The sequence below is a fragment of the Pseudomonas maumuensis genome (genome assembly GCF_019139675.1).
GTDB classification, from domain to species: Bacteria; Pseudomonadota; Gammaproteobacteria; order Pseudomonadales; family Pseudomonadaceae; genus Aquipseudomonas; species Aquipseudomonas maumuensis.
Genome location: NZ_CP077077.1, coordinates 2,338,534 through 2,353,088, shown reverse-complemented (window position 1 = coordinate 2,353,088; position 14,555 = coordinate 2,338,534). Strand labels below are relative to the sequence as shown.

Annotated in this window: 8 protein-coding genes; all 8 read left to right on the top strand. The window is 69.7% G+C overall.

Annotation, left to right across the window (positions count from 1 at the left end):
* Positions 1-9: 9 nt before the first annotated feature.
* Genes KSS90_RS10815 through KSS90_RS10780 form a run of 8 tightly spaced genes read left to right on the top strand, consistent with a single transcriptional unit; the run spans position 10 to position 14,546 of the window.
* Complete coding sequence (locus tag KSS90_RS10815) at positions 10-2,568, top strand: type I polyketide synthase (RefSeq protein WP_217869368.1); 2,559 nt, start codon at positions 10-12, stop codon at positions 2,566-2,568.
* Between the two features lie 19 nt (positions 2,569-2,587).
* Positions 2,588-3,568 (top strand): 2,3-diaminopropionate biosynthesis protein SbnA, encoded by a 981-nt coding sequence (gene sbnA / locus KSS90_RS10810; RefSeq protein ID WP_217869367.1) that lies wholly within the window; start codon positions 2,588-2,590, stop codon positions 3,566-3,568.
* 17 nt (positions 3,569-3,585) lie between these two features.
* A complete protein-coding gene (gene sbnB, locus KSS90_RS10805; protein ID WP_217869366.1) occupies positions 3,586-4,611 on the top strand; it encodes a 2,3-diaminopropionate biosynthesis protein SbnB in 1,026 nt (341 codons plus the stop codon).
* A gap of 28 nt (positions 4,612-4,639) precedes the next feature.
* Positions 4,640-7,888 carry a non-ribosomal peptide synthetase gene (locus KSS90_RS10800; protein ID WP_217869365.1) on the top strand — a complete coding sequence of 1,083 codons (3,249 nt, stop codon included), beginning with the start codon at positions 4,640-4,642 and terminating at the stop codon, positions 7,886-7,888.
* Positions 7,885-11,835: a non-ribosomal peptide synthetase gene (locus tag KSS90_RS10795; protein WP_217869364.1), complete on the top strand. Its 3,951-nt coding sequence runs from the start codon at positions 7,885-7,887 to the stop codon at positions 11,833-11,835. Before KSS90_RS10800 ends, KSS90_RS10795 begins: the two co-directional genes overlap by 4 nt.
* A complete protein-coding gene (locus tag KSS90_RS10790) occupies positions 11,823-12,440 on the top strand; it encodes a hypothetical protein (RefSeq protein ID WP_217869363.1) in 618 nt (205 codons plus the stop codon). The genes KSS90_RS10795 and KSS90_RS10790 overlap by 13 nt, the downstream gene beginning before the upstream one ends.
* Positions 12,437-13,021: an SRPBCC family protein gene (locus KSS90_RS10785; RefSeq protein WP_217869362.1), complete on the top strand. Its 585-nt coding sequence runs from the start codon at positions 12,437-12,439 to the stop codon at positions 13,019-13,021. Before KSS90_RS10790 ends, KSS90_RS10785 begins: the two co-directional genes overlap by 4 nt.
* Positions 13,008-14,546, top strand: a complete 1,539-nt coding sequence (locus KSS90_RS10780; protein ID WP_217869361.1) for a hypothetical protein — start codon at positions 13,008-13,010, stop codon at positions 14,544-14,546. Before KSS90_RS10785 ends, KSS90_RS10780 begins: the two co-directional genes overlap by 14 nt.
* Positions 14,547-14,555 lie beyond the last annotated feature (9 nt).

The following is a 14,555-nucleotide window of genomic DNA, read 5'->3' as shown; positions in this document are numbered from 1 at the left end:
AACGCAGCGATGACCCCCTCTCTGGATAACGCCGTCGCCATCATCGGCATGGCCTGCCGCCTGCCCTTCGCCGACAGCCCCGAACAGTTCTGGCAGGCCCTGGCCGAGGGCCAGGAAGCCATCGAGTCGTACAGCGACGAGCAGTTGCGCGAACGCGGCGTACAGGCCGAGCGCCTGGCCGATCCGCACTTCGTCAGGGCCGGCGTGGCGCTGCCGGGCCGGCAACTGTTCGACGCCGGTTTCTTCGGCTTCTCGCCGCGCGACGCCAGCCTGATGGACCCGCAGCAGCGCCTGTTGCTGGAGACCGCCTGGCACGCCTTCGAGCGCGCCGGCCTGGCGCCGGAGCGCAACGGCCGCGAGACCGGTGTGTTCGTCGGCGCCGATGCCAGCAGCTACTTCGTCAACAACCTGCTACCCAATGCCCAGGCCATGGCCGGCACCGACCCGGTGCAACTGCTCTACGCCAACAGCGGCAATGCCACGCAGATCGCCTACAAGCTCAACCTGCGCGGCCCGGCGCTGGATATCGCCACCGCCTGCTCCACCTCCCTGGTGGCGATCCACCAGGCCTGCCGCAGCCTGCTGCTGCACGAATGCGACATGGCCCTGGCCGGTGGCGCCTCGGTACAGGCCGCCGAGCAGCAAGGCTATCTGCATCGTCCCGACAGCATCCTGTCGCCGGACGGCCATTGCCGCCCCTTCGACCAGCAAGCCCGCGGTACAGTGGCCGGCCAGGGCGTCGCCCTGGTGCTGCTCAAGCGCTATGAGGACGCGCTGCGCGACAACGACCCTATCGAGGCGATCATCCGCGGCTCGGCGATCAACAACGATGGCGCACGCAAGGTCGGCTACACCGCCCCGAGCATCGACGGACAGGCCGCCGTACTGCGCCGGGCCCTGGCCATGGCCGGCCTGCAGGCGGCCGAGGTCGGCTACATCGAGTGCCACGGCACCGGCACCGCGCTCGGCGACCCGATCGAGCTGACCGCCCTCGACGAGGTGTACGGCGGCCAGCCACGCCCCAGCGACGCGCCGTGCTACCTGGGTTCGCTGAAGAGCAACCTCGGCCACCTCAATTACGCCGCCGGCGCCGCCGGCTTGATCAAGGCCGTGCTGTGCCTGCAGCAACGGCAGATTCCCGCCTCGCTGCACTTCACCCAACTCACCGACAAAGCCAGCCTCGATGGCCTGCAGGTCAATGCCCAGTTGCGCCCGTGGCCGGCGGCCGATCGCATCGCGCGGGCGGCGGTCAGCTCGTTCGGTATCGGCGGCACCAACGCCCATGTGCTGCTGCAAGCCGCGCCGCCGCGCCCCGCCAGCCAAGCCAGCGTGGGCCCACGGCTGCTGACCCTGTCGGCCAAGTCGGCCGCCGCCGTGGCGCGCAAGCAGGCGCAACTGGCCGACTGGCTGGAGCGTCACCCCGCAGCTGCGCTGGCGGATATCTGCCACACCGCCAACCGGCGCAGCCAGCAGGTGCAGCGCCTGGCGCTGGTGGTAAGCGACAGCGCCGAGCTGCTCGCCCGCCTGCGCGAAGGCACGCCTGCACGCCTGGCCGCACCCCCGCCAGCCGACCTGGTGCTGGTGCTGCGCGACGGTCCCGGCTTGGCCGAAGGCGTCGCGGCACTGGCCAGCCACTGCCGCCCGGTTGCCAGCGCCCTCGCCGCCAGCACCAAAGCCCTCGGCCCCGACCACGGCCCGGCGCAGCGTGGCTTCGCCGCCTTGCACGCCCTGGCCGGGTTGTGGCATGCCTGGGGCCTGCGCCCGCACCTGGTGCTGTGCGACGGCCTGGGCGAACTGGCGATGGCCTGCCAGGCCGGGCGCCTGACCCTGGACGACGCGGCGCGCCTGCTCGCCGGGCAAGCCAGCGCGGTGAGCGATGCCGGTGGCGAGCAAACCGCTCCGTGGCTGTCGAGCCTCGATGGCAAGCCGGTGAACCCCGCGCGCCTGCTCGATGCCGACTACTGGCGCCAACCGCGCGACAGCGCGCAGTTCGACGCCAGCCTGGCGCGCCTGGCCAAAGCGCCGGGGCATTGCCTGGTGGATGCCGCGGCACTGCCCTGGCCACAGCCCTGCGCCGCCTGTTTGGACAGCGCCCAGGCGAGCCTGCACCAGCGACTGCTCGACCTGGCCGGACAGCTCTGGATCCGCGGCGTCGCCGTCGAACTGGACGCCCTGCACGATGGCCAGGGCCAGCGCGTAGTGCTGCCGGGCTATCCGTTCGAGCGCAGCCGGCACTGGATCGACGCACCGCGCCAGGCCGTGGCTGGACAAGCGCCGACCCACAGCGCCGGTGACACGGCGCTGCCCGAGGTGTTGCCGCGCAATGAACTGGAACGCGAGATCGCCGGTTTCTGGTCGGAGCTGCTGGGCATCGAGCGGATCGGCGTCACCGAGGACTTCTTCGACCTCGGCGGCCATTCGCTGCTGGCGACCCAGCTCAATGCGCGCATCCATCAGCGCTTCGGCATCGAGTTGAGCCTCGAGGACCTGTTCGACCACCCCACCGTGGAAGCCACCGTGAACCTGCTGCTACGCAGCCAGGACACGGTGAGCGACACCTCCCACTGACCCTCGCAAGGACGCTTACATGGTGATTTCCTCTCCCGCCGACCTGGTGTTCGACGACGTGTTCCTGGAGCTGCACGAAGTCCTCCCCCAGGCACCGGTGTTCGTCAAGCTCGAAGGGTTTTCCCTCAGCGGCTCGATCAAGGTCAAGCCAGCTCTGCGCATGGTCGAGCGGCTCGAGCTCGAAGGCCGCCTGGGGCCCGGCAAAGCCCTGGTGGAAAGCTCCTCGGGCAACCTCGGCCTGGCCCTGGCAATGGTCTGCGCCAGCAAGGGCTACCCGTTCATCTGCATCAGCGATCCGAACATCTCGCCGCAGACCGCCAAGCTGATCCGCGCCTATGGCGCGCGGCTGGTGATAGTCGAGCAGCGTGACCGCAACGGCGGCTTCCTCGGCAGCCGCATCGGCCTGATCGAACGCATGCTCGGCGAAGACCCGAACCTGGTCTGGACCAACCAGTACGGCAACATCAACAACGTCGAGGCGCACATGCTCAGCACCGGGCCGGCGATCCTGCGGCAATTTCCCCAACCCGACCTGGTGTTCGTCGGCGCCGGCACCACCGGCACCCTGGCCGGGGTCTCGCGCTACCTGCGCGAGCATTCGCCGCAGACCCAGGTGATCGCGGTCGACAGCGTCGGCTCGGTGACCTTCGGCCAACCCTCGGGGCCGCGCCATATCCCCGGCCTGGGTACCAGCCAGGCGCCGCAGATCCGCCATCACTGCCACCACCACCAGTTGCTGATGGTGCCCGAGGCAGAGGCCGTGACCCTGTGCCACGACCTGGCTCGGCGCGGCATCCTGCTCGGCGGCTCCTCGGGCACGGTGCTGGCCGGCGTGCGCCGCCATGCCCGGCATATCGCCCCCGGCGCCTGCGTGGTGGCGATCGCCCCTGACCTCGGCGACCGCTACGTCGACACCCTCTACAACCCCGAGTGGGTCCACCGCCACTTTCCCCACCTGCAGGCCGGGCAGCCCGTCGCGGCCGCCGAATCATGCGCCTGAGCCACCCGGAGAAACCCATGGACAAGCACCACCCGCCCGCCCTGTCGCTGCTCGGTGCCGAGCCCATCGAAGCCTGGCTGCAGGCCAATCCCGGGCGCCTGCTGGAACTGGTCGCCCAGGCCTACCTGGACGCCGCCGAAGGCCGTGCCGGCAACCCCGACAGCCACTTCCTGCGGTTCGCCGACAGCGACCGCAACCGCATCATTGCGTTGCCCGCGGTGCTCGACGATGCGCAGCCGATCGCCGGCCTGAAATGGATCGCCAGCTTCCCGGAGAACACCCACCACGGTCTGGACCGCGCCTCCGCGCTGATCATCCTCAACGACCGTCACACCGGCTATCCACTGGCCTGCCTCGAAGGCAGCCTGATCAGCGCTGCGCGCACCGCGGCCTCGGCGGTGCTCGGGGCGCGCTGCCTGCACCCCACGCCTGGGCATAGCGCCGCGTTCGGCGTGGTCGGCTGCGGGCCGATCGCCTGGCGCACGCTGCGTCTGCTGCAGCAGGCGGGCTGGGCGCTGGAGCAGATCCATCTGTGCGATCTGGACCCTGCGCGCGCCGAGCGCCTGCGCCAACACTGCCAGGCCGTGGGCCTGCCTGCCCAGGTGCGGCCGCTGGAGCGGTGCGTGCGCGACAGCGACCTGCTGCTGTTCGCCACCTCGGCGGTGCGCCCGGGCATCGACCAGAGCGCCTGGTTCGAGCACGCCCCCACCGTGCTGCACCTATCACTGCGCGACCTGGCCCCTGGGGTGATGCTGGCAGCGCAGAACCTCGCCGACGACGTCGGCCACTGCCTCAAGGCCGCCACCTCCCTGGAGTTGGCCTGGCGCCAGGCCGGCCACCAGCGCTTCATCGCCGGTGACATCAGCCAGGCATTGCGCGGCCAGATCACCCCGGATCGGACTCGGCCGCGGATTTTCTCGCCCTTCGGCATGGGCGTGCTCGACCTCGCCGTGGCCAGGGCCATCCACCACGACTGCGCGGCCCAACCGCACCTGCGGGTAGCGGACTTCTTCCCCCGGCCCTACCAGGCTGACCAGGCATGAGCGCCACCACCAGCAAAGGGATGTGACGATGAACCCATCAGAGCAGGATCCACAGCACCGCGCCGAGCCCGCGCCAAACCTGGCGCAACGTCGTCGACGCGGCCCGGGCGGGCTGCAGGCCAACGCGGCGCCGCCGTGCCTGTCGGCCGCCCAGCAACGGCTCTGGCTGCACCAGCGCCTGGAGTCGGTCGGCGGCCTGTACAACATGCCGTGCGCCTTGCGGGTGCGCGGCGCCATCGATGTCGAAGCGCTGCGCCAGGCGATCGAGCTGCACGTGCAACGACACGCCGTGCTACGCACACTGATCGAGGACCGCGACGGCCAGCCGCAGGCGCGCTGCGAACCCCTGGCGCGCCTGGAATTGCCGATCCTCGAAATGGCCGACGAGCAGCAGGCGCTAGATTGGTTGCGCGGCGAGGCCGACGCGCCGATCGACCTGGGCCAGGCGCCGCTGCTGCGCACCCACCTACTGCGCCTGGACAGCCGCCATCACCTGCTGTCACTGACCGTACACCACCTCGCCTGCGACGGCTGGTCGATCGGGGTGATGCTGCGCGAGATCGGCCAGGCCTACGAGGCCCTGAGCCAGGGCCTGCCGGCAGCGCTGCCGGCGCTGGCCGTGCAGTACGCCGACTACGCCCACTGGCAGCGCGAATGGCTGGACGGCAGCCGGGTCGAGCACCAGCTGGCGTTCTGGCGCGAGCGGCTGGCCGACGCCCCGGCGCTACTGGCCCTGCCCCTGGACCATCCGCGCCCGGCACAGCAGTGCTACAGCGGCAAGACCCTGCGCCTGGCCCTGCCCGCCGAGCTGAGCACGCAACTGCGTCAGTTCGCCCGGGCCCAGGGGGTGACGCCCTACATGTTGTTGCTGGCAGTGTTCAACATCCTGCTGGCACGCTACAGCGCCAGCGAGGACATCCTGGTCGGCTCGCCGGTGGCCAACCGCTTCCCGCAAGAGACCGAGGCGCTGGTGGGGTTCTTCGTCAACACCCTGGTAATGCGCAACCAGCCGCGCGCCGAACTGACCTTCGAGGCCTTCCTGCGCCAGGTCAAGCAGCAGGCTCTGGCCGCCTATGCCCACCAGGACGTGCCGTTCGACCGCGTGGTGGAGGCCGTGCAACCGCCGCGCAGCAGCAGCCACGCACCGTTGTTCCAGGTCGAATTCGTCCTCCAGCAGGCCCTGGCCCGGCGCTTCGCCCTCGGCAGCGCCAGCGTCGAGCCGTTGCCACGCGCCAGTAGCTTCACCAAGTTCGACCTGACCCTGGCGCTGGAGGACAGCCCTGGCGCGATCACCGGCCAGATCGAATACAACGCGGCCCTGTTCGACGATGCCTTCGCCCAGCGCATGGTCGGTCACCTGCGTACCCTGCTGGTCTCGGCCATGGCCACGCCGCAGGCGCGCCTGGCCGACCTGGAGATGCTCGACGACGACGAAAAGACCTGCCTGCGCCGCTGGGGCTGCGCCGAGCATGACCCCTTGCCCGATCGCCACCTGCTCACCTGGCTGGCCGACTGGGTGGCGGTCCAGCCCGACGCCATCGCCATCGAACACCTCGACCAGCGCCTGAGCTACCTGGAGCTGGATCGCCTGGCCAACCGCATCGCCCATGCCGTGCGCCGCCAGGGCGTGGCCAAGGGCGAGCGGGTGGCGCTGTTCATGAGCCGTGGCTGCCACTACCTGGCGGCCATGCTGGCGCTGTTCAAGCTGGGCGCGCCGTTCGTTCCCTTCGATCCGGACCAGGGTGCCGAGCGCAACGGGCGCATGCTGCAGCGCAGCGCACCGGCGCTGATTCTCTGCGACCCGGCATGCGCACCGGCGCTGGAATACCTGCAAGCGCCCTGCCCGGCCCTGTGCCTGGAGCCGGCCAGCCTCGAACGCCAGCCCACCGACTGGCCCTACGCTCCCGCCAGCGGGCTGGGCGACACGGCCTACATGATCTTCACCTCCGGTTCCACCGGCGAGCCCAAGGCGGCCATGGTCAGCCACCTGGGGATGGTCAACCACCTGCTGGCCAAGGCCCACGACCTGAAGCTGCGCGGCGACGACTGCGTGGCCCAGATCGCCGTGCAGACCTTCGACGTGGCGGTGTGGCAGTTCCTCGTCGCGCTCCTGCCGGGCGCGCGCACCCGCGTGCTTACCGGCCTGCAGGCGTGGGAGCCACAGGCGTTGTGGGAGCAGCTGGAGCGCTGCCAGGTCAGCGTGGTCGAGACGGTGCCTTCGCACCTGGAGCTGCTGCTCGACGAACACCAGCGTCGACCCCACGCACTACCCCGGCTGCGCTGGATGATCAGCAACGGCGAGCCGCTGGCCACCGCCCTGGCGCGGCGCTGGTTCGAGCAATGCCCGGATACCGCGCTGATGAACGCCTACGGCCCCAGCGAGTGCTCCGACGACGTCACCCACCTGTGCCTGTACGCCGCGCCAGCCGCCACCGTGCCGTACCAGCCGATCGGCCGCCCCATCGGCAACGCTCGCCTGTACGTGCTCGACGCCCACCTGCGACGGGTGCCGTGCGGGGTCACCGGCGAAATCCATATCGGTGGCCTGTGCGTCGGCCAAGGTTACTTCGCTGACCCCGGACGCAGCGCCGAGCGGTTCATCGACGACCCGTTCGACAGCCAGCCCGCTGCTCGCCTGTACAAGACCGGCGACCTTGGCCGCTGGGACGCCACCGGCCAGTTGCACATGCTCGGCCGCTGCGATTTCCAGCTGAAGATCCGCGGCTGCCGCATCGAGGCAGGCGAGGTCGAGGCGGTGCTCCGCCGGCATCCGGCGGTCGAGCAGAGCCTGGTCATCGGCGCCAGCGACGGCAACGGCCAGCAGCAACTGGTCGCCTACGTGATCGCGCCACAACGCCCGGCGCCTTCGGCGCAAAGCCTGCGGGCCTTCTGCCGCCAGCACCTGCCCGACTACATGGTGCCCGCCGCGATCTGCCTGCTGGATGCCTTCGCCCTGTTGCCCAACGGCAAGATCGACCGCGCCGCGCTGCCGCCGCTGGCCAGCTTCGCGCCGACCGGCGAGGTGCCCTACCGCGCCCCGCGCGATCAGCGCGAGGCACGCCTGGCGGCGATCTGGGCCGAGTTGCTGGGGCTTGAGCGCGTGGGTATCGACGACAGCTTCTTCCTGCTTGGCGGCCATTCGCTGCTGGCCGTGGAGCTGACCAGCCGCTGTCGCGAAGTGCTTGGCCAAGGGCTGGAGATACGCCACCTGTTCAGCCATCCGAGCATCGCCGAACTGCATGACTACTGCGCCCAGGCGCTGGAGGAAAGCGCATGACCCCGCAAGCCCTGGCCCCAAGCCAGATCCCCGAGTGGTTCGCCTACCAGCTGGCACCGGAAAGCGCGGTCTACAACGTCAGCTTCAACCACTTCTTCCTCGACCGGGTCGACCGCGCCGCGTTTCTCGCCGCCTGGCAGCAGTTGCTCGCGCGTCACGACGTGTTCCGCCTGCGCCTGGGCTACGCCGACGGCCGGCCCTGCCAGTACCTGGGCGAACCCCAGGTACTCGACCCGGCGCGGCTATTCATCGAACGCACCAGCCTGCCTGCGGAGCAGGTGCTGGCCGAACAGCAGCGACTGGCCCGGGAGTACGCCCTGGCCCCGTTCGACTTCGCCAACGAGGTGCTCTATCGCCTGCACCTGGTGGCCTACCCAGGCGACGAGTTCCAGCTGATCTTCACCGTCCACCACATCATCTGGGACGAGACCAGCACGCTGAACCTGATCCGCGAATTCGCCACGCTTTACGGCGCCGCCTGCCAGGGCCGGCAGGCGCAGCTGGCGCCGCTGCGCGGCAGCTTCCTCGACTACGCCAGACGCTGCAACGATGCCCTGCACAGCGGCGAACTCGAGGTACACCGGCAATACTGGCTGCGCCAGTTCGCCGACCTGCCGGCGCCGCTGGAGCTGCCTACCGATCGACCGCGACCGGCAGTCCAGACCTACAACGGCAACACCGTCAAGACCTGGCTGCCGCGGGGCCTGGCGCGCGACCTGGGACGCTTCTGCGCCAGCCGCAACAGCACCCCGTTCATGTTCCTGCTGAGCGTGCTGGACCTATACCTGCATCGGATCTGCGGGCAAGACGACCTGGTGCTCGGTTGTCCGATAGCCGGGCGCTCGCCCCAGGACCAGGACAGCCTGGGCTGCTATGCCGTACCCATGCCGATCCGCACCCGCATCGTCCCCGGCATGACCTTCGCCACCTTGTTGGAACAGGTCGCCAGCACCGTGATGGAGGCGTTCGAACACTACCGTTACCCCTGCGTCAACGTGATCGAAGCCCTCGACCACCACAAGGATCTGTCGCGGCCGAAGCTGTTCTCGGTGATGGCCGGGGTGCAGAACGACAAGTCGGACTTCGTCAGCGTCGACCTCGGCCAGGGCCAGCTCTATCCGAAGGAAGTGTTCGCCGCCGAAAACCACGGCGCCCGCTTCGACCTGGCCATCGGCCTCGATCCGGTAGGCAGCGACGTGAAGCTCTTCTGCACCTACAACAGCGACCTGTTCGACGGCGACACCGTCGAGCGTTTGCTGGACAGCCTGCAGACGCTGTTCCAGGCCACGATCGACGACCCACACCAGCCTTTGCCGAACTACCCGTTGCTGTCTGCCGAGGCCGCCCGACAGGTGCTGCAGGACTTCAACCCACCTGCACCGAGCGGCGCCCCCGTGGTCGGCACCGTGCTCGAGCTGATCGAGATGCGCTGGCGCCAAGCGCCCGGCGCCGCAGCCCTGGCCAGCGCCCACGCTAGCCTTGACCAGGCGGCCGTGGCCGCTGAGGTCGACGGCCTGGCGCGCCAACTGGTCGCCAGCGGCCTAGGCGCCGGCCAGGCGGTGGGCGTGCTGCTCGACGGCGGCGCCGAGGCGGTCATCGCCCTACTGGCGGTACTCAGGCTCGGTGCCCTGTACGTACCGCTGCACCCGGACTGGCCACTCAATCGCCTGCGCGCGGTAGCCGACCAGGCAGGGCTGGCGGCCTTGGTCAGCCGTGAGGCTCAGGGCGAACAAGCCCTCGCCCTGGGCGTACCGACCCTGTTCATCGAGCGCCTCGCGCGCCAGCCAACGGGGCAGCCACGCCTGGCCAGCCAGGCCAACGCCGGGCAACTGGCCTACTTGCTGTTCACCTCTGGCACCACCGGCCAACCGAAGGGCATCCCCGTGCATCACGCCGGGTTGCTGGCGCTGATCGAGGCGACCCAAGCCAGGTATGCGCTGCAGCCTGGCGAGCGGATGCTGTTCTGGACCGCGACGACCTTCGACGCGTCGCTGCTGGACATGCTCTGGCCGCTGTGCGCGGGCGCCGAAGTGGTGCCCTGGCCGCCCGGGCTGGCGCGTACCGCCGAGCACCTGTTGCAGGTGCTGGAGAGGCAACGCATCGCCGTGCTGCAGATCGTGCCGGCGATGCTCGAGGCATTGGTCGAGGCGGCGCGGCGCGCGGGTTGCCGGTTGCCGGCGCTGCGCCTGATCATCTGTGGCGCGGCGGCCCTGCACCGCTCGCTGGCCGAGCGCACCCTGGCCACCTTCGACTGCCGCCTGGCCAATCATTACGGCCCTACCGAAGCCACCGTCGATGCCCTCTGGCACGACTGCGCGCAACCTTGCGCCGACGAACGCGTGCCCATCGGCCGCCCGCTGCCGCATGTGCAGGCGTTCATCCTCGACCGTCACGACCAGCCCCTGCCGATCGGTGTGCCCGGCCAGCTGTGCCTGGCCTCCGCCGGCCTCAGCCCTGGCTACTGGCAGGCGCCGGAGCAGACCCGCCAGGCCTTCTTCGACAAGGCCCTGCTGCCGGGCGAGGCGCCCTTGCGGCTGTACCGCACCGGCGATCTCGCGCGCTTCGACGCCGAGGGCCAGGTGCATTACATCGGCCGCCTCGACCATCAGGTGAAGGTACGTGGCAATCGCGTCGAGCTGGGCGATATCGAATCGGCGCTGGCCAGCCACCCCGACGTGGCCCGCGCCGTCGTTACCTGGCAAGAGGAAGACGCTGGCCGGTTGCGCGCCTTCGTCGAGCTACGCGAGCGCCAGGTGGCGCGCATCGAAGCCCGCGGCCAGGTGCTGCGGCAATTCAGCGTGGCTCAACGCCCGGAACTGCGGGTACACATGAACCTCATCCATCAGGGCACCTGGCCGCGCTACTTCGCTGGCAGCCAGGTGCTGACGCAGCACTGGCAATCGCTGTACAGCCTGTTCCCGCACTACCAGTTCTGCCTGGTAGACGATACCGACCAGGTTGCCTGCGTGGCCAACGGCGTCCCGTTGTACTGGGACGGCCAGCGCCAGAGCGTGCCCGCCGGCTGGGATGCGGCCCTGCAGCTGGCCCTGCGTCAGCATCAGGCGGGCATCGCGCCGAACACCGTGGTCGGGTTGGCCGGCATCGTCGCCGAACACTGCCAGGGCCAAGGCCTGGCCAGCACCCTGGCCAAGGGCTTCCGGGCCCTGGCCAGGCGCCATGGGCTTGAGCACTTCCTTGGCCCGGTGCGACCAGTGGGGATGCCTGCGGGGATGCCCGTGCAGCAATGGGCCGAGAGCCGCGACGAGCGTGGTGAGCCCCTGGACTTCTGGCTACGCGTCCACCTGCGCCTGGGCGCTCGCGAACTGGGGGTGGCGCTGGAGTCGCAGCGCATCGAGGGCAGCCTGGCGCAATGGCGGGAATGGACCGGCGCGCAGTTCGAGCACGCCGGCCCATGTCAGGTCGACGAGGCGCTACAGGCAGTGGAGGTCGATCTGGCCAATGATCGCGCCTGTTACCACGACCCCTCGATCTGGGTCGGCCACAGCGGCTTGCGCGAGCCTGCGCCGCCCGCGCCCCTCTGCGACCCGGCGGCGCTGCGCCAGCACCTGGCCGAGTGCCTGCCCGCCTACATGCTGCCCGACGAGTTGCTGATCATCGCCAGGCTGCCCCTGACCGAAAACGGCAAGCCCGACCTGCACCGCCTGCAACACCAGGCCTTGCCTCACGACGCCCCGGCGAGCCTGGCCAGCACCCCGCTGCAACAGCAGTTGCAGGTGTTGTGGCAACGCCTGCTGGGCGCCGACGGCTTCGGTATCGACCATGACTTTTTCGCACTCGGCGGCCAGTCCCTGAAGGTCATCGAGATGCTCGCCGCCGTCGAGCAGGCGCACGGTCGCAAAGTGCGTCTGCAGGCGTTCTACCGCCAACCCACCATCCGCCATCTGGAGCAGTTGCTAAAGGACCAGGAGCCGACATGTTCGAAATGACCCGACACCACCTGCGCCAGGTGCGCTACCGCTGGCTGAGCTGGCGCGCCGACCCCTTGTACCTGCTGTTCGAGCGCATGTACCGCTGCGACCCCGGCGCCCTGCCCACGGTCACGCCGCACCCGAGCCAGCGCGGTTTCCTGCTGACCCAGTTCATCTGCGCCGACTTCGTCCAGTACCGCGGCCGCGAGATCGCCTTCTTCAACCCGCGCCAGGTCGCCGTGTACTGGCTGCCCGGCGCGGCGCACAGCGGTGGCGGCCATGTCGCCGACGGCGACTACGAGGTGACCGTCGCCGGGCACGCGGTACGCCGCCCGGTGCGTTTGCAGGTACGCAAGGAGGCCCAGCACACCTCGATCCGCGCGGTGGCCAGCGGCGCCCGGCATGCCGATCGGGTCCAGGGCGGCTTCATCGCCTTCGCCATCATCGCCCGCGAGTTGCGTTGTCTGACTCTGCAGTGGCTGGAGCAGTTGCCCCGGCGCCTGGCCCAGGGCACTGTCGGGCAAGACTGGCGCCAGGTGCTGGAACAGGCCACGCAACTGGTCGGCGAGCGTGCAGTGCAACGCCAGGCCGAACGCCTGCTGCACGACGGTGCGGCGCCATGACGCGCGCCGAATTCAAGGCCCTGGCACGGCGGGAGCGGGCCAACGTGGTCAGCCTGCATCAGCGCGCGTTACGCAGTGATCCGGCAGCCGTCGGCGCGCTGCTGGCCGGTTTCTACGCCCCGGATTCGCCGCTGTGGCCGCACGCCGCCTGGCCGCGCGACCTCTGCTCAGGCCCCATGGGCGAGGGCTGCATCGGCGGCCACGGCGCGACCCGCTATCGCCTGGAGCGCTACGTGCCGGGCGAGCAAGCGCTGTTCCGCTTCATCGCTCCCCGGGGCTACCGGGGGGTGCATGGCTTTCGCATCCAGGCCCTGGAGGACGGACGCACCTGCCTGAGCCATTTCACCTGCCTGCGTCTGAGCCGGTATCACCGGCTGATGTGGCACCTGCTGGTGCGCTGGGTGCATGACGCGCTGATCGGCGACCTGCTCGATGGCGCCGAACGCCACCTGTGCGCCGGAGTGCGCCGGCAGCGCCGCTGGAAGTGGCGGGTACACCTGATTCGTCATGCGCTGGGAGGCGCGCGTCTGCTGGCTGAAGCGGCCGGCCTGAAAAGGAGGAACCACCATGCAAGCCATTGAGATCCGCCCGCAGTGGGCGGTCAACGACCTGTGCAAGGTCATCGTCGGGTTTCGCAACTACAGCACCCACGCCACCCGCTCGCGCTACGTGTCGTTCGCCGTCCTCGAGCAGCCGCGCATGTGCGAGTTGCTGGTGCGCCTGGCCCGCGGCCAGGTCGACGGCGAGGCCGTGCGAGACTACCCGGAGCACCTGTTCGAACAGCTGATCGACTACGGCTTCCTCGCCCCGCTCGACCGCCTCGGCTGGCGTGGCCAGGCCCGCCGTCTGTGGCGCGTGCTCGACAGCGGGCGCCTGCGCCGCGTGCCGTTCCGCGGGCGCGACTATCATGTCACCTCGCTGGTGTTCATGGCGTTCTACACCCAGCGTCCCGGGCAGTTCCTCGAAGAGCGGGTGATCCTCCCCGCCTGGTCGCCACGCTATGCCGAACACGCCTTGCGCATCGCCGCCAGCGGCCTGGACGAGCCCGGCTACCGTGCGTTGCCAGGCCGGGTAAGGCGGCGGCTGGACAAGCACGGCCTGGTCACGGCGATCGAGCGCCTGCCGCGGCGCGAGCGCTTCCTTGCCGAACGCTGCCAGCTCGACCAGGCCCTGTTCGACGAACTGCCGGACTACTATCGCCCGACGCTGCAGGACAGCGACCTCGGCGGTCATGGCCTGACACTGGTGCCGGGCCTGTACGAGCGCTTCGAACAGATACCCGACGCCCTGCGCCGCCAGGTGGTCGACCCCGACTGGGCGCAATCCTGCGCGCCGACCCTGTGGCTGGAAGACCCGGTCAAGGGCATCGTCGCCATGCGCTGGCTGACCGCGCAACAGCGCCAGGCCCTGGCCGCGCTGCGCGAGGGCCGCTTGACGCCGGCGACTCTCGACCCGGTCACCCGTACGCTGTTCCTGCAAGCCGGCATCCTGCACGATCCGACCACCCTGGCCGTGCGCCGCGAAGCCTGGCAACGGCACCTGCGCACCTTGAGCGCGCGCATGGCCGAGGATGGTTGCGTGACCTTCGAGCAGGTGCTGCCGCCCCTGGAGCTGGCGATCGCCCGCCGCTACCTACGCTTCATGATGGAAGGGCGCTTCCTGCTGCTGGACCGGGTCAACGGCAAGACCGAGCAACGCTTCTGGTGCCACCGTGACGCGTTCACCTTCTATTTGCATGGCATGGTCTGCACGTTGCTCAACCAGTTTTTGTCCAGGCCGGTCAAGCCAGGCCACAACGCCCTGACCATCTACCAGGACGGCGCCACCCTGCCACGCCATCAGGACGATGTACGGGCGTTCGCCTGGGTCATGTCGCTGCCCATCGAAGCCCGCCCGGAGCATGACCGCCAACTGGCCTGGCCGATCTGCGTGGAAACCCCGCGCCAAGTTCACCAGGCGCGCCTGCTGCCCGGCGACGGTCAGTTGATCGACCCACAGATGCCCCACTGGCGCGACAAACTCGAACAGGGCCGCCTGGGCATTTTGTTCCTGTGGTTCGTGCCTGCCGACTATCGCGGCTTTGTCAATGGCAGCTGGGTGGCGTGAACCAGCCCC